Annotated in this window: 19 protein-coding genes; 6 read left to right on the top strand and 13 right to left on the bottom strand. The window is 63.0% G+C overall.

Annotated elements, in window-relative coordinates:
* Positions 1-203 precede the first annotated feature (203 nt).
* Positions 204-1,373, bottom strand: coding sequence for a LysR family transcriptional regulator (locus DYZ14_RS04355; protein ID WP_154719553.1), 1,170 nt, complete (start codon positions 1,371-1,373; stop codon positions 204-206).
* Positions 1,370-2,257, bottom strand: a complete 888-nt coding sequence (locus tag DYZ14_RS04350) for an NAD(P)-dependent oxidoreductase (RefSeq protein ID WP_154719552.1) — start codon at positions 2,255-2,257, stop codon at positions 1,370-1,372. The genes DYZ14_RS04355 and DYZ14_RS04350 overlap by 4 nt, the downstream gene beginning before the upstream one ends.
* Positions 2,258-2,417: 160 nt before the next feature.
* On the opposite strand from DYZ14_RS04350, the gene DYZ14_RS04345 reads away from it, so the two are divergent.
* The 6 genes from DYZ14_RS04345 (at position 2,418) to DYZ14_RS04320 (ending at position 10,057) form a co-directional block, all read left to right on the top strand.
* Positions 2,418-3,164 (top strand): PIG-L deacetylase family protein, encoded by a 747-nt coding sequence (locus tag DYZ14_RS04345; RefSeq protein ID WP_154719551.1) that lies wholly within the window; start codon positions 2,418-2,420, stop codon positions 3,162-3,164.
* A 14-nt stretch (positions 3,165-3,178) separates the two neighbouring features.
* Positions 3,179-4,132: a VOC family protein gene (locus DYZ14_RS04340; protein ID WP_154719550.1), complete on the top strand. Its 954-nt coding sequence runs from the start codon at positions 3,179-3,181 to the stop codon at positions 4,130-4,132.
* A 1-nt stretch (position 4,133) separates the two neighbouring features.
* Positions 4,134-4,805 carry a 4-carboxy-4-hydroxy-2-oxoadipate aldolase/oxaloacetate decarboxylase gene (locus DYZ14_RS04335; protein WP_154719549.1) on the top strand — a complete coding sequence of 224 codons (672 nt, stop codon included), beginning with the start codon at positions 4,134-4,136 and terminating at the stop codon, positions 4,803-4,805.
* Positions 4,798-5,880, top strand: coding sequence for a 4-oxalomesaconate tautomerase (locus DYZ14_RS04330; protein WP_154719548.1), 1,083 nt, complete (start codon positions 4,798-4,800; stop codon positions 5,878-5,880). Before DYZ14_RS04335 ends, DYZ14_RS04330 begins: the two co-directional genes overlap by 8 nt.
* Positions 5,881-6,093: 213 nt before the next feature.
* Positions 6,094-8,271 carry a hypothetical protein gene (locus tag DYZ14_RS04325; protein ID WP_154719547.1) on the top strand — a complete coding sequence of 726 codons (2,178 nt, stop codon included), beginning with the start codon at positions 6,094-6,096 and terminating at the stop codon, positions 8,269-8,271.
* 160 nt (positions 8,272-8,431) lie between these two features.
* Positions 8,432-10,057, top strand: a complete 1,626-nt coding sequence (locus tag DYZ14_RS04320; protein ID WP_154719546.1) for a hypothetical protein — start codon at positions 8,432-8,434, stop codon at positions 10,055-10,057.
* 69 nt (positions 10,058-10,126) lie between these two features.
* On the opposite strand, the gene DYZ14_RS04315 is transcribed toward DYZ14_RS04320, so the two are convergent.
* The 11 genes from DYZ14_RS04315 to gmd form a co-directional block, all read right to left on the bottom strand.
* A complete protein-coding gene (locus tag DYZ14_RS04315) occupies positions 10,127-11,032 on the bottom strand; it encodes a glycosyltransferase family 2 protein (RefSeq protein WP_154719545.1) in 906 nt (301 codons plus the stop codon).
* Positions 11,032-11,658 (bottom strand): class I SAM-dependent methyltransferase, encoded by a 627-nt coding sequence (locus DYZ14_RS04310; RefSeq protein ID WP_154719544.1) that lies wholly within the window; start codon positions 11,656-11,658, stop codon positions 11,032-11,034. The genes DYZ14_RS04315 and DYZ14_RS04310 overlap by 1 nt, the downstream gene beginning before the upstream one ends.
* Entirely contained in the window at positions 11,648-12,220 is a 573-nt protein-coding gene (locus DYZ14_RS04305; RefSeq protein WP_154719543.1) for a DapH/DapD/GlmU-related protein, read from the bottom strand. The genes DYZ14_RS04310 and DYZ14_RS04305 overlap by 11 nt, the downstream gene beginning before the upstream one ends.
* Positions 12,207-13,349 (bottom strand): glycosyltransferase family 4 protein, encoded by a 1,143-nt coding sequence (locus tag DYZ14_RS04300; RefSeq protein ID WP_154719542.1) that lies wholly within the window; start codon positions 13,347-13,349, stop codon positions 12,207-12,209. Before DYZ14_RS04300 ends, DYZ14_RS04305 begins: the two co-directional genes overlap by 14 nt.
* On the bottom strand, positions 13,334-13,915 hold the full coding sequence (locus DYZ14_RS04295) for an acyltransferase (protein ID WP_154719541.1): 582 nt from the start codon (positions 13,913-13,915) through the stop codon (positions 13,334-13,336). The genes DYZ14_RS04300 and DYZ14_RS04295 overlap by 16 nt, the downstream gene beginning before the upstream one ends.
* Positions 13,916-13,946: 31 nt before the next feature.
* Entirely contained in the window at positions 13,947-15,089 is a 1,143-nt protein-coding gene (locus DYZ14_RS04290; protein WP_154719540.1) for a glycosyltransferase family 4 protein, read from the bottom strand.
* Positions 15,077-16,480 carry a hypothetical protein gene (locus DYZ14_RS04285; protein WP_154719539.1) on the bottom strand — a complete coding sequence of 468 codons (1,404 nt, stop codon included), beginning with the start codon at positions 16,478-16,480 and terminating at the stop codon, positions 15,077-15,079. The genes DYZ14_RS04290 and DYZ14_RS04285 overlap by 13 nt, the downstream gene beginning before the upstream one ends.
* Before the next feature lie 111 nt (positions 16,481-16,591).
* Positions 16,592-17,932, bottom strand: coding sequence for a lipopolysaccharide biosynthesis protein (locus tag DYZ14_RS04280; protein ID WP_154719538.1), 1,341 nt, complete (start codon positions 17,930-17,932; stop codon positions 16,592-16,594).
* A complete protein-coding gene (locus DYZ14_RS04275; RefSeq protein ID WP_154719537.1) occupies positions 17,933-19,237 on the bottom strand; it encodes a WcaI family glycosyltransferase in 1,305 nt (434 codons plus the stop codon).
* Positions 19,234-20,193 carry a GDP-L-fucose synthase gene (fcl, locus tag DYZ14_RS04270; protein ID WP_154719536.1) on the bottom strand — a complete coding sequence of 320 codons (960 nt, stop codon included), beginning with the start codon at positions 20,191-20,193 and terminating at the stop codon, positions 19,234-19,236. The genes DYZ14_RS04275 and fcl overlap by 4 nt, the downstream gene beginning before the upstream one ends.
* A 2-nt stretch (positions 20,194-20,195) precedes the next feature.
* On the bottom strand, positions 20,196-21,257 hold the full coding sequence (gene gmd / locus DYZ14_RS04265; RefSeq protein ID WP_154719535.1) for a GDP-mannose 4,6-dehydratase: 1,062 nt from the start codon (positions 21,255-21,257) through the stop codon (positions 20,196-20,198).
* Positions 21,258-21,389 lie beyond the last annotated feature (132 nt).

Genomic DNA, 21,389 nt, shown 5'->3' with positions numbered 1-21,389 from the left:
GCATCTTGGCCAAGTTTTTGTTATTTCGCGGATTCTTTGGACGCTTCGCATTGCACAAATGTGGAATGGAAAGCGAAGGCGAATCGAAACCTGGCGATATGGGGGAGATCTGGGCGGCGGTTCATCCTATCTGGCGCCCGGCGGCAGCCACCGAGCCGTTTCAACGATCGGAACCTGTTATAATTATTAGCTATGCCGTTCGTCTAAGGAGCGACATCGGCGATCAGCTCCAGCATGCGCTTCTGCGCATTGGTCGGCCGCCAGTTTTCCCGGCACGTCAGGCCGATTGGGCGGATGAGATGATCCGTCGGGTAGGTCAGGGTGACCAGCAGCCCATGATCGCATTCGCGTTGCGACTGATGGCGGGAGAGGCAGCCGAGATGGTCGCTCTCGTTCAGAAGCTCGCGCATCAGGAGCAGCGATCCGGATTCGATGAGCCTCTCCGGCGCCTTTTTCTCCTGCGAGGTAAAGAGCGTCTCGAACTGGTCCCTCGTCGGCGTGCCGCGTCGCGGAACCACCCAGGGAAAGGCGAGCAGGTCATCAGCCGTCAGCTCTGTTCTTCCGGCGAGCGGATGGCCCGGTCGTGCCAGAAGGGCCAGGCGGTCGTCGAACAGTCGTTGCTGCACCACATCGCCGATCGGCGCCGGTTCACGCAGTGCGCCGACCAGGAAGTCGATCGATCCACGACGGAGCGCGCTCAAGAGTTCGTCATAGGGACCATCGTGAATCCGCACCGGATAGGTTGGCCGTTCGGCGCTGAAACGGGCAAGCGCCTGTGGCAGAATGCCGGAGCGGGCGAGCGGCATTGCGCCGATGACGATCGCGCCCGCCTCGCCGCCGTTGAATTCGGCAAGTTCCGTATCCGCCTGGTCGAATTCGTAGATCGCCAGCCGCGCCGCCTGTGCAAGCGCCTGGCACAGCCGCGTCGGCAGGATGCCGAAGGACGTCCGCTCGAACAGGCTGCGCGCGGCCTCCTGCTCGATCTGCGTGACGGCGCGGTGGACGGTCGGCTGCGCCAGGCCGAGGCGGCGTGCGGCCAGCGTGAAATTTTCGCTTTCGCTGACGGCAATCAGCGCCTGAAGCTGGGCATAGCTCAAAGACATGCGCAGGCGCGGCGAGATCTCGCTCAAGACGGAATCGAGCAGCCCGAAGGCTGCTTCGACGCGCCGCAGCAGCACCTCTCCGCGCGGCGTGAGGAAGAAGCCGTGGCGGCTGCGTTCGAACAAAGCACCGCCCGCCTCGCGTTCCAGCTTGTTCATGGCCTGGGTCACGGCGGGCTGGGAGATGTGCCATTTTTCCGAGGTCAGCGTCAGCGACTTCAGATCCGCCACTGCCGCAAACAGGCGTAAATGGCGCAGGTTGCGGGAAATCATAGCCTGGACAACACGGCGTCAGCGCGATTTGCCAGATCGTCCGCACCCGGATCAATCTCCAGCGACGCCAGGCGACGCTGCCATTCCACCGTGCCGCGGCTCATCCAGTCCGGCAGGCCGAAAGCGCGGAGCGTCGCGCAGACCTCCTCGACCTCGGCCGCCCGCCGCGCCCCGTGGACCAGCATGCGCTCCATGTTGTAGGTGGCGCGTGCCCGCCAGTCGATTCCCGGATCGGAGGCCTGCAGCGAGGCGAGAACGGCATCCTCGACCCCGGCCCTGCGTGCCGCCAGAATACATTCCGTCGTCAGCGCCTCCAGCCCCTTGATCATCACCGAGCGCAGCATCTTCACGCTGGAGGCATCGCCCACCCGCTCGCCCGCGAGCTTCGGGCGCAGGCCGAGGACCTCAATGCGTGCCGCCGCCAAGGCCGCATGCGGACCGGAGAGCAGCAGCGGCACCTCGTGGCGCTTGGGATAGACCGGCGCCATGACCGCGACGTCGACATAGCGTCCCCCGGCCGCCTCGACGAACTCGGCCGCCGCCTGCTTCGTCTGCGGCGCGCAGGAATTGCAGTCGAGCCACAGGGCACCGGGGAGGAGATGGGGCGCGCAGACACGGGCGGCTTCCAGCGCCTGGTCCGCCGTGACCAGGCTGAAGACCAGACCCACCTTGTCAAGCGCCTGGCCAGGATCCGGATGGGGCTCGACGCCCGCCTCCGCGCAACGCTCAAGAACGATGGCGGACGTGGCGGCCTCGCACAGCTTGATGTCATAAGCTCTGGTCGTTCCTCGGGCCGGACGCAGCCAGCTCGAGGCCAGGGCATGGCCCGCCTCGCCGAAGCCGACAAAGGCGATATCGGGGAATTGTTCCGTAATACCAGTCATCTCTCTTCCGTCTCCCTTTGCCGGAGACTGTGGCAAATGCCGCACATCAATTCCAGTATCTATAGCTTGAACTTATACTCATTGGCAGCCTTTCGATTTGATCTGCGGCTACCGCGGCAGCACCTATTGAGCGACAGAGAAAAATCAGGGAGGTATATCCATGTCCACGGAAAATACGGCGGCCAAAACCGCCTTGGTGATCAGCGCCCATGCGGCCGATTTCGTCTGGCGCTGCGGCGGGGCGATCGCCCTGCATGCGGCGATGGGCTACGAGGTCACGGTGGTTTGCCTGTCCTTCGGCGAGCGCGGCGAAAGCGCCAAGCTGTGGAAGGAAACGGGCATGACGCTCGACCGCGTCAAGGCCGCGCGCCGCGCCGAGTCCGAAAGCGCTGCGGAAGCCCTCGGCGTGCATGAGCTCATCTCGATGGACCTCGGCGACTATCCTCTGGAGCTCAGCCGCGACGACAAGAACGATCTCGTCGATGTCATCCGCAAGGTACAGCCGCGCTTCATGCTGTCGCATTCGCAATATGACCCCTACAATACCGACCATATGTATGCGACCCAGATGGCACTGGAATGCCGCATGATCGCCCAGGCCTGGGGCCACAATCCGGGAGAAAAGGTGCTCGGCGCACCGCAGCTTTACCTGTTCGAACCGCACCAGACCGAACAGATGGGCTGGAAGCCGGACACATTCCTCGACATCACGCCGGTCTGGGAGAAGAAGCGCGCCGCCATCGAATGCATGGAAGGCCAGGAGCATTTGTGGGAATACTATACCCGCGTCGCCATCAACCGCGCCAACCACTTCACCCGCAATTCCGGCGGCCAGGCCGGCGGCCGGGCCTGCAAGTACGCGGAAGGCTTCCAGTCGATTTTCCCGCGCACCGTCGACGAACTCTAAAGGGAGAGCGAGCCATGGAACCCTGCTTTGACATCGCCCATCTCGCCCATGTCGAGATGTTTACCGACAAGTTCGAGGAAAGCCTCGACTTCTTCACCCGCGTCTACGGCCTTAAGCTGTCCGGCCGGGACGAGACCTCGGCTTATCTGAGGGCCTGGGACGATTACGAATACTGCTCGCTGAAGCTGACCAGGTCGCACTCCACCGGCGTCGGCCACATCGCCTATCGCGCCTCCAGCCCGCAAGCGCTGGAGCGGCGCGTCAAGGCGATCGAGGCATCGGGATACAAGGTCCACGGCTGGATCGACGGCGATCTCGGCCATGGCCCGGCCTTCCGCTTCGAGGACCCGTTCGGCCACGTCTTCGAGATCTACTGGGACACGGTGAAATACCAGGCGACCGGCGCCGACGTGCCGGCGCTGAAGAACACCGCTTCCGCCTTTACCGGGGCGGCCCCACGCCGGCTCGACCACCTCAACCTCCTGTCCTCCGACGTGTCCGAATTCCGCCGCTTCATGGAGACCTGCCTCGGCAGTCGCGTCACCGAGATCATCCAGCTCGACAATGGCCGGATCGGAGGCTGCTGGTTCACCATCAACAACAAGACCTATGATCTCGCCTGCACCGAAGAACATGGCGGTGGCGTCGGACGGCTCCACCACGTCACCTATGCGACCGACCAGCGCGAGGATATCCTGCGGGCCGCCGACATCTTCCTGCAGAATGGCGTCCATATCGAAACCGGGCCGCACAAGCACGCCGTCCAGGGCACCTTCTTCCTCTATGTCTGGGAACCAGCCGGCAACCGCGTCGAGCTTGCCAATTCCGGCGCCCGTCTCATCCTCCAGCCCGACTGGGAGCCTGTCATCTGGACAGAGACCGACCGCAAGAAGGGCCAGGCCTGGGGCCTGAAGACGATCGACACTTTCCACACCCACGGCACTCCGCCGGTGAAGAAGGAGCACTGACATGGCCGTCGTCGTCCAGAACATCGAGCGCGCCGATCCGGCCGTGATCGACGGCCTCGCACGCGCAGGCGTCGCCACCGTGCACGAGGCGCAGGGGCGCAAGGGCATGCTGGCAAGCTACATGCGCCCGATCTATGCCGGCGCCCAGATCGCCGGCTCGGCCGTGACCATTTCGGCACCACCCGGCGACAACTGGATGGTGCACGTCGCGATCGAACAGCTGAAAGCCGGCGACATTCTGGTGCTGGCGCCGACCTCGCCATGTGACAACGGCTATTTCGGCGACCTGCTGGCGACCTCCGCCCAGGCCCGCGGTTGCCGCGGCCTCGTCATCGACGCCGGCGTGCGCGACATCCGCGATCTGACCTCCATGCAGTTCCCGGTCTGGTCCAAGGCTGTTTCAGCCCAGGGGACAGTGAAGGAGACGCTCGGCTCGGTGAACGTGCAAGTGGTCTGCGCCGGGGCGGCGATCGAAGCGGGCGACGTGATCGTCGCCGATGACGATGGCGTCGTGGTGGTCAAACGTGCCGAGGCTGCAAGCGTGCTTGAAGCAGCGAACAAGCGCCTCGCAGCGGAAGAGGCGAAGCGCAAGCGGCTCGCCGCCGGCGAACTCGGACTCGACATCTATGCAATGCGCGAGCGGCTCGCCGAGAAAGGCTTGAAATATGTCTGAGGACTATGCCGACGGCATTCCCTGCCTGTGGATGCGCGGCGGCACGTCCAAGGGCGCGGTCTTTCTGGCTTCCGACCTGCCTTCCGATCCGCCGAAGCGCGATGCGCTGCTGCTGCGCATTCTGGGATCGCCGGACGCGCGCCAGATCGACGGCATCGGCGGCGCCGATCCGCTGACCTCCAAGGCGGCGATCCTGTCGCCCTCCTCCCGGCCTGACGCCGATGTCGACTATCTCTTCCTCCAGGTCTTCGTCGACCAGGCGATCGTGACCGATGCCCAGGGCTGCGGCAATATCCTGGCCGCCGTCGGCCCCGCGGCCATTGAACGCGGGCTGGTCAAGGCGCAAGACGGCACCACGCCGGTGCGCATCCACATGCTCAACACCGGCGAAGTGTCGCTCGCCCAGGTCGCCACGCCGGACGGCCGGGTCACCTATCAGGGAGATGCGCGGATCGACGGCGTTCCCGGACGCCATGCGCCGGTACCGCTGTTCTTCCAGAATACCGAGGGCTCGATGTGCGGCGCGCTTCTGCCGACCGGCCGAGCCCGCGACGTGATCGACGGCGTCGACTGCACATTGATCGACAACGGCATGCCGATCGTCATCCTGCGCGCCGCCGATTTCGGCCTGACCGGCGAGGAAAGCCGTGAGGATCTGGATGGCGACAACGCGCTCAAGGCACGGCTCGAGGCGATCCGTCTTCAAGCCGGGCCGCTGATGAAGCTTGGCGATGTGAGGGAGAGTTCCGTGCCCAAGATGACCCTGGTCTCTCGGTCACGCAATGGCGGGACGATCGGCACCCGCAGCTTCATTCCGCACCGCTGCCACGCCTTCATCGGCGTCTTTGCCGCCGTCAGTGTCGCCACCGCCTGCACGCTGGAAGGATCGGTCGCTGCGGAAATGGCTGAGATCCCCGCCGACGGACGTTTCTGCATCGAACATCCGACGGGGGCAGCCGAAGTCCTGGTCGAGCGCGGGCCGGCCGGAGAGATTACCGGCATCGGCACCTTGCGGACGGCGCGAAAACTGTTCGACGGCCGGGTCTTTCCGGCCCCCGCGCCGTCCACCACCTAGGTCCCGAGCCACCACACTTTGGGCCCGTCTCGCGGTTTCGTCCCGCCGCGCACAGATCGCAAAGTCAGTCGCCCGTCTCCTTGTCCATGATTCCGTCCCTTCGCGGCGGTTGCATCGGTTTTTTTGTTGCAGCGCAACAAACACGGTGTCAGTCTGAACGAAGTACCCCTTCGACAGATCGGCGCCGGCATGGCGCGCAAGAAGGAGATGCCCATGCCACATGGAATCATCTCACGCCGGCGCCGGCTTCTTCCGGCGGTTCTGATCGCCGTGGCTTGGCTTCTTCCTGCCCATGACATTTGTGCCGAGCCGGCCATTTTTTGGGCCAGCGATCCGGTCAAGCCCGGCCAGACCGTACAGATGACCGGCATCGACCTTGCGGGGTTCGAGACGGTCGATATCACGCGCGTCCCCGACACAAGCGGCAGTGCGGTCAGCGGCGCCCGGGCCGCCCGTCCGGCGCAGGTACTGGCGAGGTCCGACAACACGTTCGCCTTCGTGGTGCCGGCGGATATGGAACCGGGCGTGTTTTCCGCCACGCTCCGCGGAGCGAGCCGTGCGCTGGTGGTCCCGTTGAACCTTCCGGATGTCTACTGGGCGCAGGGCGACAGGGGAAAGGCGGCCAGCCCCGGCGGCTGGCTGCGTCTGTCGGGGCGCAACATCGCCATAACGGGCAAGGCGGTCGTCCGGCTTGCCGCCTCCGGCAGGGACGACGTCGAAGTTGAGATCGCGGTGGAGCGGCCGGATATCTGGTCGGCGACATTTCACCTACCCGAGAAGCTTTCCGCTGCCACCTACCGGATCCGATTGTGGAACGGTCATGGCGACGCCTCCGCCTGGCGCGATGCCGGCGAGATCGAGGTCTTGCCTCCCGCCTCGGTCGACCGTGCAAAAATGGAGTTGTCGAGCAGCCATCCCGACAATCGCACCAATGACGATACCGCCCGCATCAACGCAGCGCTCTCGGCACTGGCCCGGCGCGGCGGAGGAGAGCTTCTGCTGCGCGCCGGAATCTATCGCCTGGGCGGGCCGCTGACCATCCCGGACGGTGTTTCATTGAAGGGCGAGTCGCGGGACCTCGTGACACTGATGTGGAAGGATTTGGAGAACCCACCGGACGCGCTTGTCAGCGGTTTCCGCGATTTCTCCATCGCCGACCTCACCATCAATGCGGACCGCCACTTCCACATCATCAAGGGTGGCTTCGCCACCGATCCTACGGGCGTCGACGGGGGTAACATCACGATCCGCGCGGTGGTCATCCGTGCTTCGTCTTTCATGGGGCGCCTGGAACCCGACGAGCCGGGCCGGCGCCTCGAGGCGATGAGACAGCGGACGAAGACGGGTGCCGTCGGATTGCTGCTGGCCGGCAGCAACATCGTCGTCGAGGACTGCGATGTGCTTACCTCGATGCGGCCTTTCGTGCTGACCCGGGCTTTTGGTGCCCGCCTCACCGGCAACCGCTTCCACATCGGCCGGCGCGGCTGGTACAGCATCGCGGCGCCGGATGGGGTCCTGTTCGAGAACAACCACCTGATCGGGGCGGATCTGCAGGGCTCGGGCGGCGGCATCAACACCCTTGTCGGCTCCTCCGCCCGCAACGTGCTGATGCGCGGCAACCGCTTCGAGAGCATGTTTGCCTGGGACCGCGAGGCCATGACATCCGACGGACCCGGCGGCTTCTATCGGGGCCCGATCGCCATGCAGGCGGATGGGCGCATCCGGATCGATCCGGCCGGACTTGGCACTCTGAAGGAACGCAATTGGCAAGGAGCCGGCCTGTTCGTGCTCAAGGGGCGCGGCCTTGGCGCGGTCGCCCGCGTCACGGGCCGGACCGGCGACCTGATCGCCCTCGACCGCGATCTCACGGACCTGACGGATGGCAGTTCACGGGTCACGATCGTGCCGATGCAGGAGAACTTCCTCATTATCGACAACGCATTCGAGGATGTCGGCAGCGCCCAGATTTTCGGCACGGGCCACGGCCATGTGTTTGCCGGTAACCGTTCCCTTCGCAGCAGCGGTTTCGCCGCCGTTTCCCTCGATTACCGTCATCCGCAGCCGAACTTCTACATCCAGTTTCTCGGCAACGAGACGCTGTCCGCCGGTTTCAGGCGATCTGCGGAAATCGCCGGGATCGGCCGGCAGTTCAAGGGCAACGACACGCTGCTGACCTTCGGCCTGGTGATCCGGGACAACAGGCTGCGCGCCGCCTCGAGCATTCGCGTCAACGGCGGCTCGGCCGCCATCCCGGCGGTGCGCGGCGTGCTGATCGAGCAGAATCGGATCGAGAACACGGACATCGGCATCGAGGTCGGCCCGGGCGTAGATGAGCTCATCCTCCGCGACAATGCCATGCGCCATGTTCAGGTCCCACTGAAACGCCCTTGACACTCGGCGGCAGCCGCCTTCGAACGTCATCATCCCCCCCTCAGACAAATTCTTCACGCGTTTTCCCCGCTCGTCCACGTCCCCGTACAATCGGGCGAACAGCGGCCCGGAACCTGTCGGTCCCGGCGTCTCAAGACGTGAAACAGAAAGGGAAATAGCCATGAATGAATTCAAGATCGGTCTCGGTCTCGCCCTACCGGGCGCATCGGTCAGTGTCGGCAATTCCTCCTGGGTCCCGAGGGACGGCAGCGGCAATCGCCCGATCCTCTATCTGGATCTCGCCAAGAACCGCGGCTGGTATGATGGCCAAGCCTTTGCGACGGAGGCCCTGGCCCTCGCGGCCGTCGACGGCGTGGCTTCCGGCGGCACGCGCAGGATCGGCGACTACGTCGCCCCCGAGGCGCCGGAACTCCTGGCAAACGGAGACTTCGCCGCCGGCATTGGCGACTGGACCGCCCTCAATGGCGCAACGGCGGCGATCGTTGCCGGTCAACTGGAGATGAGCGGTACGGGCCTAACCAATGCGACGGTGCGTTCCGCTTCGGTGGCGACACAGCAGGGCAAGGCGTACCGCGCCAAGGCCACCTACAGGAAGGGAACGGCGAGCAGCAGCGTCTTCGCCTTCCCCTCCCGGTCCCCGGCCATGAGCCCGCCGGGAAACGGCATGTCCGCCAATGCGACGACCAGTCCCCTCGTCGCGACAAGAACCTTCGCCGGCGAAGGTACAACGCACTATCTGGGCCTGCGCACGGCATCCGGTCCAAACGGCACGGTCTATGGCGACGATTTCTCGATCAGGGAGGCCCTTGCGTTTAGAGGGTTTTCAACACCCGCCTTTGCCGCCGTCATCACCTTTCGCACACCCGCCACCCTGCCGGCTTCCGCCGGGGTGCTTTTCTCCTTCGACGACGACGGCGCGCGCAATCGCTACCGTGCCGCGCTGAACCCGGACGGCACGATCACCGTCGTGGCCGACGCCAATGGCGTCAACCAGATCAACCATGTGATCGCCGCCGGCCTTGTCACGCTCGACGCCGAGCACAGGCTGCATATTTCGAGCGATGGCGCGGCCCGCTATCTGGTCGCGCTCGATGACGTCAATCTCTACGGCCAGGACGCGGCCTTCACCCCTGCCGGTGCCTGCTGGGTCAGGCTCGGCGCGTCGCCGACGCCCGGCGAGGAATGGACCGGCGAAATCCTCTCGGTCGCCCTGTTCGCGCATGAATATGCACCGCCGCGCGTTCTTTGGACGGTTGGCGACAGCTATGTCAGCGGCACCGGCGGCGTTGCCCTTGCGGCGGCTGTCAAGACGACAGGCGCCAGCCGCCAGGTCGTCTCGACCGGTATCGGCGGCAGCGATCTTGCGGCGCAGCTGGCAGCAATGCTGGCCGCTCCCGGCCTTCACGGCTGCGGACTGGTTCATTGGGACGGCGATGCGAACGGCGCGTCCCTGGCGGCGGACCAGGCGGCGGTCGAGCAGATGGCCTCTCTGGTATCTCGGCACATTTTCATAGGCTCCGGCCGGCGGACCAATAGCGGCACCGACAAGATCGCCGCAACCCATCAACGCAACGACTGGCTCGCGTTGCGCTTCGGTGACCGCTATTTCGACCCCCATCCGACGCTTCAGGGGCTCGCGACCGGATCGGCCGAAGACATCGCCGAGGTCGCCGCCGGCCTCATCCCGCCGTCCTGCCTGCAGGCGGACGGAACCCACCTGACCCTTGCGGCGATGAACGCCGTCGCGGCCGCGATCGTGGAAAGGCTGGATGCGCTGGGCTTCTGACGCGACGACAGCACCGGCCAGGCCGGGTGATCGTTGCGCACTCCTGTCGAGGCAAGTCTACGGACCGGCCTAAAGCGCAAGCCCTGTTAGGCGGGCGAGAGCTTGACGCTTCTCGTCCGCGCTTTGCAGGTGGCGGATCGCCCGGTCGAATTCCAGCACCTTGGCGCCGACCAGGAAGCGATACCAGTAGCCCTGCAGGAAATGGTAGATCAGCCCCTCGCGGCCATCGAGAAAGCCGAGCTGGAGCAGATAGCGAAAGAGAAAATATCCGAGCGTGGAAATCTGGAAGGGAATCCGGTTGTAGATTCTTTCCTTGATCAGGCGCTTCACCGCGGCCTGCAACGAACTGCCCTCGCGCGTCGGCCCCGCATCTTCGGCAAACAGGCGATAGCGCCGATTGAGCACATCGACCGCCTCACGGGTCGCATATTTGTTGTGCTTGTCGGTGAAATAGCCGAGATCATGCAGATTGTGGTCGCTGAATGGATTGTCGAACAGCACGGTCCGCCCACCCTGCACGATCACGTGCTCGTCCATCCACCGGTCTTCGACGCGTCCCTGTCCGCGCCGCCAGATGCGTGTCAGGATGAGCGGATAGCGCCCTCCATGGCGAATGAAGCGATCGAGGAAGATATGCTTGCGCTTCAGATTGACGCCCGCGACGTCCGGGCCGAGCTTCGGCAGCTTTTCGCCGATCTCGCGCGCCAGTTCCGGCTCGATGACCTCATCGGCATCGAGCCGCATCACCCAGTCGCAACGGATCGGCGCGTGGTCGAGCCCCCACTGGAATTGCCTGGCCTGGTTGACGAACGGATTTTGCAGGACCTTCGCGCCAAGCGAACGGGCGATCTCCACGGTCTGGTCGGTGGAGAAAGAATCGATGACGAATATCTGACCCGCGAAGGAGGAGACACTGTCGATCGCCCGGGCGATATGAAGCTGTTCGTTATAGGTGAGGATCAGGACGGCGAGCATCAGTAGAAATAGACGTCCGTTCGGGTGATGCCCCAGCGCCCCGGCCCAGGCCCCTGGAACCTGCGAACGTCGCGCGGCTCGCCGACATCAAATGCGATGTCGTCATAGCGCCAGGCATCGTCCACCACGATAATTCCGCCCGCCCTGACGTGGGATCTGGCCATCTCGAAGCATTTGAGGCGAAGCGGTCGCAAGCTTGCCACCGCAACATCGTCCAGACCGTCGACCAGGATGATGTCATAATCGCCGTCGATCCCGTTGACATAGTCGAGCACGGGTGTCTCGTCGTCAGACGTCGGTTCCACGGCCTTCAGGACCACCCTCGCCTCCGGCGCATTCCAGCCCTTCCGCTGGAATGCGTACCAGTTCGCGTCATGCTCCACCGACCTTACCGAGCGCGCCCGCTCCGCGAAGAACAGCGTCGATCCGCCGCTGCCATACTCGAACACATCCATGTCTTTCCGCACATGGCCGGCGAGGAAATCGATGGCCGGCCAGGAAATCCAGGGTTTGCCGAGCTGCAACGGGAACGCCCGGGCAGACCGCAGATAGCGCGGCAGTTCGGAAGGATGTCCGATGAAGTAATCCGCTAATCTGCCGACTTTGGTAAGCACACTACCCTTCATGAGGATCTCCCCTTGTTCGACCGGTGGGTCTTGCCGGATTGCCCGCGACGAATGCCAGGGCGGCCACGTCTCTGGTGACGACGGAACAGGCACCGACGACGGCGGCCCTGCCTATGGTGATGCCCGGCATGACGAAGGAACGGGCACCGACGAAAGCGTCGGCCTCGATCGTGATCTTCGCCGTGACGAGATGGAGCGAGGGATCGTCGAAATTATGCGTCCCGGTGCACAGATAGGCCTCCTGCCCGACCGTCGCGCGCGCACCGACCTCGATCTCGCCGAGACTGTAGAGATTGGCGCGGTCACCGAGGCAGGAGCGATGATGCAGTGTCACATGCCAGGGGATCTGGATTCTGGCGCGCTGGTGAACGAAGGGGCGACCTTCGATGCGTGCGCCAAAGGCCCGCAGGATCAACAGGCGCCACGCATTCGCCGGCTTGGGCGTCCAGGCGCACAGGATAAGCCAGCAATATTCCCAGGCCAGCATGGCGATGCGCATGCGCAAGGTCCAGGGGCTCTGGTTGGGCGCCTTCTGGTGACTGAAGTGCCTAGCGTTCGTCATCGGCAACCAGCCTTTCGAAATCCTCGAGCATAGCCTGGGCGATGCGTGCCGGCGTAAAACCAAGTGCCGTCCGCATGGCAGCCCGCCCCAGCCGCTCGCGTAAGTCGGAATCTCCCAGCAGTCGGTTGAGCACCTCGGTGAGGTTGGCCACGGCATTCCGGCCGTGGTCGAAAACAAGGCCGTTCTGCTCGGGCGAAACGAAATCCTCGAAGCATTTCAACGCCGAGAGGATGGTTGCGCAGCCGCAGGCCATGGCCTCGACCGGCGCCACACCGAAGGCCTCGCCCTTTTCGGCGACGGACGGATAGACGAACACATCCGCCGCCCTCAGTCGCGCGACAATCGCCTGGCCGTTGTAGATCGGCCCGGTGAAAGTCACGCGCTCCCCAAGCTCCGGAGCAATGGCCTTCAATTCGTCAAGAAAGGCGCCGCCATCGCCGCCGCTCGCCACCTCCCACGGGCCGATCAGGGTCAGCCGCCAGTCGGGATAATGCGGCGCTATAGCCTTGAAGGCCCGGATCAGGATATCCAGGCCCTTCTCGCGGCTGATCCGGCCGAGATAGACGATCTCGGTCTCCCGGGGACCGCGCTCGGAAGTGATCGCCTGGGCGAAGTCGTGGCTGATGGCATTGTTGACCACATGCACCCTGGAGCGCATGGACGGGGATTGTTGCACGATCGCCTGGGCAATGTATGTGGACGCCGCGTGCAGTCGCGCCGCACGGCGGTAGAAGGCCATTTGCCCCTTCGGATAGCGACCGACGCTGACCGCGATCCTGCCAGCCTTTCGCAGAGGCAGGATCAGCGGGGCGCTGACGCTGTTGGTCACGGTCACGTCCGCCTTCGGCAGCTTGAGGCCGACGATCACGCTGTAGAACGCGTCCATCAATCGGTAGGTGAGGCCCGGCTTGGGCGGATCGAAGGACGGGACACGGATGTGCCGCACTCCATCCTGCATTTCGTGGTTCGGGAAACCGTCAAAACGCCTGGAGATCATGGTGACCTCATGGCCGGCCTTGGCATATTCCAGAGCCATGGCATATTGCCGCTTTTCCACCGCGAGGCCGCGCACCGGCGGGATCGGGTAGAAGGGGCCCATGACGATGTTGATCTTCAGCTTTCGCGCCATGGCCCGCCCCGCCCCTGTATCTCTCCGTACAGCAACGCGTCCTGACAGGCCGCCGCCTCCGGCGCAAAACGCTGCCGCAAGGTCCTGGCCGGATTGCCACCCATGATCGCATAGGGTTCCACATCCTTGGTCACCACGGCACCGGCCGCGATGACGGCACCGCGTCCGATTCTCACACCCGCGCGGACGATCGCCCCATGGCCAATCCAGGCGTCGGCTTCGAACACAGTCACATGGTGTTGCCAGCGGAAGGCGAGGCGCATGGGCGTCTCAGGGTCATCGACCCCGTGATCGTTGGCGACGATCGTCACATCGGTCGAGATCATGCAGAAGTCGCCGACGCTGATCGGGCTCGGGGCACGGAATCCGCTGCCGATATAGGCGAACCGGCCTAGACGGCTGCCGACCGGGACCCGTGTTTCCCACGCCAACTGGGCGCCCTCTCCCATTTCGGCCAGCCCATTCTTACGGATCAAAAGCCAGTTGGCGGCTTGCCGCAGCCGACGCTTCAACGGCCGATCCACCATCTTGCGGCATCGCTCGAGAATGGCCGGCGACACCCGCATGGGTTCCGGAACAGGAGGGATCGCGCCCCGTCTACGCATCGCCGCTCCCCCGAAATGCCGTGACCCGGTCAATGGCCTCCTCGATGAGCATACGCTGCCGGCGGGGGTTCCAATTGCCGGCGATCATGTCGTAGCAGGCCCGGCGGACCTCGCTTCGGATCTTCCCGGACGTGAGCCAGGCCCTCATCACATCCGCGAGATCTCCGGCGTCGTCCCTGCGGAAGAAGGCACCGGTGCTGCCCGGCACGATCGCCTCGACCTCCGGCATCTGCGCATCGAAATCCCCATGGGTGATCGCGGGGGTGCCGTAGCTCAGGCTGTGAATGACGGTAAGCCCTATCTTGCCGGGAGATACCGTGATGTCGGCGAAGTAGATCAGCCGCGCCAAAACCTCTTCGTCATAGCAGGCGCCATAGAAATGCGCCTCGACGCCGAGTTGGCGGGCCAGTGTTTCGAGAGACGGGCGCTCCGCACCATCCCCGACGAGCAGTATGTTTACGGGGCTTCCCTCCCTCTTTAGCCGCGCTGCCGCTTCGAGCAACAGGTCGAACCGGCAATGCCGGGTCAGCCGCGCCGTGCAGATGACCAGAGGGCGTTTCCCGTCAGCGAAGAGGTCCTGCGGGCGCTCCACCACCGCAGCGCCTTCGATCTGCGCAACGAGCCGTCTGGCGCGGTCGAAATCGAGGCTGTTGTAGATGACGGTGATCCGATCCGCCGGATAGCCAAGCGAAATCCCGATCTCGCGTGATCGCTCGCCATAGACCAGCATTCCATGCGCCAGACGAAAATAGAGATTTCGCAAGCGCCTTTTGACGAACCCTTCCCGCTTCAGCCATCCATGCGCCCAGAAGAGGACCTTCTTGCCCGTCGCACGTCCGACGATCGCCATCAACCAACTGGCCGGCATGTTGGGATTGGCCAGCACGATCAGCACGTCGCAGCGGCGATCAAGGAGCGCCGGCCAATAGCCCTTGAGCAACCACAGTCCACGCCAGACCCGGAAACGAAGCGGGATCACGGGAACCTCGTCATCCCCCGCGAAAGCGACGATCCCGGCAATCGGCTCGATGCTTCCCCAGAACCGGTAGCTGTGTCTGCCATTGGCCATCAATTCGGCCATTATCGGACGGCGATAGTGTGGGTAATGATGATAGACGACGTTCACCTCTGACACGTATTGCCCTCCATCCAGGATCGCGGCGGCATCCGGCCGCCGATCACGACCGGAGGTGCCCCGAGGGGCCTGCGATGCCGACTTCGGCTTCGGGCGAAGAACCTGTTGACAACGGTCCAGGCGACGATCACCCCGGACAGCCCCAACAGCGAGATGAAGGCAAAGGACATGTCAAATCGCCAAAGAGCAAACCCGACGAAGAACGAGGCGCCATCGATGAACGGCCACCGCCGCGACAGTCTGGTGAAGATGAAACTCAACACCAGGAGCATGAAAAAGAGCGGAATCGGCCAGAAGTAGTAGAAGTTTCCGAACGCCTCTCCAAAGATCGTCGAGTTCAGCGCAAGGCCCGATATCCCCTGAAGGTGGCCACCGACCATGACTCCGAACACGCCTGGTTTTTCCGGCCAGAAGAACGAAGGTATCAACACTGTGATCGGACGCAGAAAGAACGTATATCCATAGAGTATCGGAAACTGTTGACCGGTGTTCTTCACGATCCAGTCAAGAACGATGATGTTCTCGGAATCAAATATCCCGTTGATGGACTGGCCAAACTGCATCGCACCGCTCGCGATCGCCGAATTGACCACGCTGGCTGCATTGGCAAAACCACTCAGGCTATAACCGTCGACGATGGCCAATCCCCGCAAGGAGGACCAGATCATGCTGAGGTAGCCGACTACCGGCAACACCGGGATCGAAGCCAACGCAATGACTGGAAAATGGCGACGATAGACGAGAAGCAGGGTGATTGCATAATAGGCTGCCGTAATTCGATTGAACGTCGTCAACACATCGAATGCGACGACCACGAAGCCAACCAATATGACCGTTTTCTTGGTCACGAGATTCTTTGTATAGGAATTGTAGAGGACACCAAAGATGGCGCCTCGAAAGACATTCGAGAAGTTTCCGATCACGATCAGGAGCAAGTTGTTCTTAAGGCCGATTTCGAGGTTTCCCTGCCAATGGCCACCGGCGATCTTTCCCGATGAAAGGAAGTAGATCGTATTGCAGACGACATAGGTCGCCATGAAGAGGCCGATGACGAGCTTACCCCCATGCTTTCGATCGACAGGACCGCGGCCCTTCCTGACGGGTCGGATGAGACGGCGGGTAAGCCAATGAAAGGCAATGATCAGGAAGCAGCCGATGCAGATCTGAAGAGAAGTCACATGGTCATGCAGGGGGCGGAACGGCCCCGCCAGCATGCTGAGGCTCGATATTCCCCCCTCGATCAAGGCTATCGTGACCGGAGCCAGAATAAAGAACAGGAGGCCAATGAGCACACCATCCTCAAAGCCGATGTGATCGAGCCTGATGGAGCACGCATAGGCGATGACGCAGGAGAAGGTGATGATATAGACGAGAAGTAAGACGCCATCCATGCTTCACGCTCTCCCGCTCATGGCGAATTCTCCGCATCGGCGCGGGCAATCCTTGCGGTGGTTTGGAAACACAACTTCGGGGAGGCAGTCGTTCAACGGAGGTCCTCGATCTCAATTCTTGCGTTCAGCGCTGTCACTGCGAACCGGTCTGCGCCATCCGCCATCCCGGTATCGCGAGAGGAAGGCAACTGTGGTCGCGGCCAGGCACAATAGCTCTCCGGAAATGACCGCGATCGCGGCTCCATTCAGGCCGACCGAGCCGCCAAGGGCCACGGCCAGCAGGAGCGTGATGGCGGAAGCGCCCAGGATGTATTTGGCAAGGGAGACATGGGAATTCGTCGCCAACAGCATGTTGGACAGGAAGTACCAGGCGCCGTGCACGAGCGTCGCCACGGCCATCAGGCTGACGAAGGTGCGCGACGGCGACAGGCTGCCCCGGCTCCATAGCTCGACGAATTCCTTGCCGAAAGCGGCGAACAGCAGAGCACCGGGCAGCAGGACCGCGCCGATCAACAGGCCGTTCATGCTCAGCATCGCGCCGAGACTTCTGTTTTCCGAGGATGCGAAGGCCTTCGCCACTTCAGGCATTGCCGCACGGTTGACCACGCCGACGACCTGGATCATCAGCCTGCTGCAGGTTCGCACGGCCGAGTAGACGGCCACCGCGACAGGCGACACGATCGCACCGACGACGAGCACAGTGCCATGGAGACTGGTGGCCAATGCCACGGGTATGACCATACCGGCGATTGCCGGCTTGAACAGGCGTCGGATCTCGCGAATGCGGGCTTGCGCCAACCCATAGCGCAACCACGGGACCTGCCGGCTGAGAAGCATGTTCAGCACGGCCATGTTGACGGTTCGCATGCCCAGCAGACACAGGGCGACGGCGGAAAAATCCCCGCCGGCATGGGCTGTCAGCAAAGCCGCCAGCCCTTCCAGCAGAACCAGGAAATCATAGACCAGAGTTCCGAGCGCATAATGGCCGGTCGCCCGGAGCGCACCCAACGGAAGCCGGGAAAGGAGAGTGAAGGCCGAGAAAAAGCACAGCAATACGATAAGCTGCATATTCTGTGTGACAATGACATAGCCCATGGCTGCCACAGCCGCGGCAATTCCGATCAGAAGGGCGACGGCCGCTGCGCAGATCGACGCGATGAGCGCCGTGGTGCTTTGAAAGATCTCGAGAGCCGCGTCCCTCTCGCCCTTGGCGACCTTCATCGTCATTTCGCTGGTAGCGGCCTGGACGAAGCCGAGATCGGTCAGGGCGAAGTACATCGGTATGGTGGTCAGCATGATCCATATGCCGTATTTCTCGGCGCCCCAGGCGCCAAGGAGGATCGGCACGGACAGCAGCTGGGCGAAGGCGCTCATGCCGATGCCGGCCGTGTTGGCCAATGACCCCGACAGGATTCGCCGCCCGATTCCCGTGGATGTGATCGCTTCGAGCATTCAGCTGCCCGCCTGAGCATCTTGGACCAGACCCGAGACCAGCTGCGTGAGACCCTCCCGCCGCGAGAGCCGAAGCGCCAGTCGCAGCCGCTTCTGTCGGCCAAGATCCCGTTCCGGGCGCTGACAGGATGCGATCGCCGCAGCGAGCGTCGCGGCATCCCCGGGCGGCGTGATCATCGCCGCATCACCGAGGAAATCCGCCAGCTCCGTTCCGGGATCGGCGGTCACCACGATCGGCTTGCCGGAGGCAAGCATGCCGCCGAGCTTAGACGGCAGGACCAGATCGGCCGCGCCCTTTTCCTGCGGCAGGGCGTGAAGATCCGCCATGTTGAGAAATTCGTTGAGCCGGGAATAGGGCTGGAACGGCAGGAAGTGGACAGCCGGCAGATGCCCGTAGGCTGTCTCCAGTTCCCGCTTGACCGGCCCCTCTCCGGCAATGACGAACTTGATCCGCGTCTGGCCGGCAAGCAGCTCAGCCGCACCGAGCAATACCTTAAGGCCCTGTTTCGCACCGATATTGCCGGAATAAAGGACGACGAAATCCTCATCGGTGAAGCCGAGCTCGGCCCGGTAGGGACTGACCTCTTCCATCGGGTGGATATGCGCGAGATCGACCCAGTTGCGAACGATCGTTACACGATCGGATGCGATGCCCTTGTCCAGAAGTCGATCCGCCATGCGGCTGGAGATCGTCACCACCTTGTGGAAGCGGCCGAGCGTGAAACGCTCGAATGCAAGGCCCAGCGCCCGCAGCCACCGGAATCCGGCGAGGTGCCCGACGGCGAAGGCCGCATCGACCTCTAGGTCCTGCACATGCAGGACGATCCGTGCACCGACCAGCCAGCCAGCCAGTTGCGCCACGGGCGCGGCAAAGAGGGTCGGCTCGACACAGAAGATGGTCGCCGGCCGGCGCTTGACGATCTGCCAGAATACCACGGGGCCGGAGGTGAGCGCGAAACTCAAGGGCGCGAGCAGGCGCCAGATGCCGCCCATCTTCTGACGCAGCAGCAGCGGAGCACGAAACACCATGACCCGGCCTTCACTGGCCCTGGAATAACGATTGGAATGCCCGGCCTGCACCTTCCAGCCGGGATAATGGGGCGGAGTGGTGACCACGGTTACATCGGCGCCGAGTTCCGCCAGATGTTCGGCGATTTCGCCCGTATAGCGACCGACACCGGCCATTTCCGGCGCATAGTTCATGCCGTAGACGACAACCTTGCGGGCCGACAGGCTCGCATCGCCGGCCACCGGTTTGGCGACGGCAACATCCTCGAACTGCGCCACCGAGAATGCGTCGCTCATCCGGGAACACCTTCCTCGCAATCGATGGACCGACCGGCGAGAAACGCCTCGTAGGCTTTTGCAATGCCGTCGGCGAGGGCGATCCTCGGTGCCCAGCCCATGGCCCGCAGCTTCTCGACGTTCAAAAGCTTGCGCGGCGTACCATCCGGCTTCGACAGGTCATGGTCGATCACTCCGTGAAAACCGACAATGTCGCAGACGAGCCTTGTCAGTTCGAGAATGGTGATGTCCTCACCGGAGCCGACATTGACATGCCCTTCCGCCGAATAGGACTTCATCAGGAAGACACAGGCATCGGCACAGTCATCGACGTGCAGAAACTCGCGGCGCGGCGTGCCCGTGCCCCAGACGGTGATGGTCGAGGCGCCGGCACGCTTGGCGTCATCCGCCTTGCGGATCAACGCCGGCATGACATGGCTCGACGTCAGGTCGTAATTGTCCCCCGGCCCGTAGAGATTGGTCGGCATGGCGGAGATGAAATCGCAGCCGTACTGCCGCCGATAGGCCTGGCAGAGCTTCATGCCGGCGATCTTGGCGATCGCATACCATTCGTTCGTCGGCTCGAGCGGCCCGGTCAGCAAGGCATCCTCGGTGATCGGCTGCGGAGCGAACTTGGGATAGATGCAGGACGAGCCGAGGAAGAGCAACTTCTCCACGCCGGTGCGATAGGCCGCTTGGATGATGTTGGTCTCGATGGTCAAGTTGTCATAGAGAAACTCGGCGGGACGCGTGTCATTGGCCAGGATGCCGCCGACCTTCGCGGCCGCCAGGAAGACCGCATCCGGGCGGTTCCTCTCCATCCACGCCTCGACCGCGCCCTGTCGGCGAAGATCCAGTTCGGCGCGGTCGACGGTGAGCGTCTCGCAGCCTTCCAAGGCAAGCCGGCGCACAAGCGCCGATCCGACCATGCCGCGATGGCCCGCGACCCAGACCCGCTTTCCCGAAAGCGAATACATCGTCAGGCCTCTTTCATGATCGTCGCGGTCTGCATCACCTTGAGGTCCTCGTTGACCATTTCGCGGCACAGAGCCCGGACACTGGTCTCGTGCCGCCAGCCGAGCTTCTCGTGGGCCTTGCGCGGATCACCGATCAAAAGATCGACTTCCGTCGGGCGGAAATAGCGGGGATCGACCTCGACGATGCATTTGCCGGTCACCGCATCGAAACCCTTTTCGTCCACGCCATGCCCGCGCCAGTCGAGCCGCATGCCGACATCCTCGAAAGCCCATTCGACGAACTTTCTGACCTCGGTGGTCTCCCCCGTCGCCAGGACATAATCGTCGGGAATGTCCTGCTGCAGCATCTGCCACATGCCGCGCACATATTCCTGTGCGTGGCCCCAGTCTCGCTTGGCATCGAGATTGCCGAGGTAGAGTTTCTGTTGCTTTCCAAGACGTATCGCGGCGGCCGCGCGCGTGATCTTTCGCGTAACGAATGTTTCGCCGCGCAGCGGGCTTTCGTGATTGAACAGAATTCCGTTGCTGCAATGCATGCCGTAGGCTTCGCGATAATTGACGACGATCCAGTAGGCATAGAGCTTGGCGGCAGCATAGGGACTGCGGGGATAGAAGGGGGTCCGCTCCGTCTGCGGCACTTCCTGGACGAGGCCATAGAGCTCGGATGTGGAGGCTTGATAGAAGCGGGTCTTGCTCTCCAACTTCAGGATGCGGATTGCCTCCAGCAGACGGAGCGCGCCGACCGCATCGGCATTCGCCGTGTATTCGGGCGTCTCGAAGGAAACGCCGACATGGGACTGGGCGGCGAGATTATAGATTTCGTCGGGCTGGCATTCCTGCACGACGCGGATGAGATTGGTGGAATCCGTCAGGTCGCCATAGTGCAGGATGAACCGCTGGTCGATCTCATGCGGATCCTGATAAATGTGCTCTATTCGACCGGTATTGAAGGACGAAGACCTGCGCTTGATCCCGTGGACGATATAGCCCTTCGACAGCAAAAGTTCGGACAAATAGGCCCCATCCTGACCGGTTACGCCGGTTATGAGAGCAACTTTGGCCATCCACTCACCCCTTCACTGAAATTCTACAGGTTTTCGTATACATTTCAGTTCAGCTATATAAATCTTGTGCATCAATAATATATCTGTCGATGTTGCGACGCAATAAGGCAGTTTACAATTGGTTAAATTATA

This window comes from Ciceribacter sp. T2.26MG-112.2 (assembly GCF_900492205.1).
GTDB lineage: Bacteria > Pseudomonadota > Alphaproteobacteria > Rhizobiales > Rhizobiaceae > Allorhizobium > Allorhizobium naphthalenivorans_A.
The sequence above is the reverse complement of the archived record's forward strand: the minus strand, read 5'-3'. Positions and strand labels throughout refer to the sequence as shown.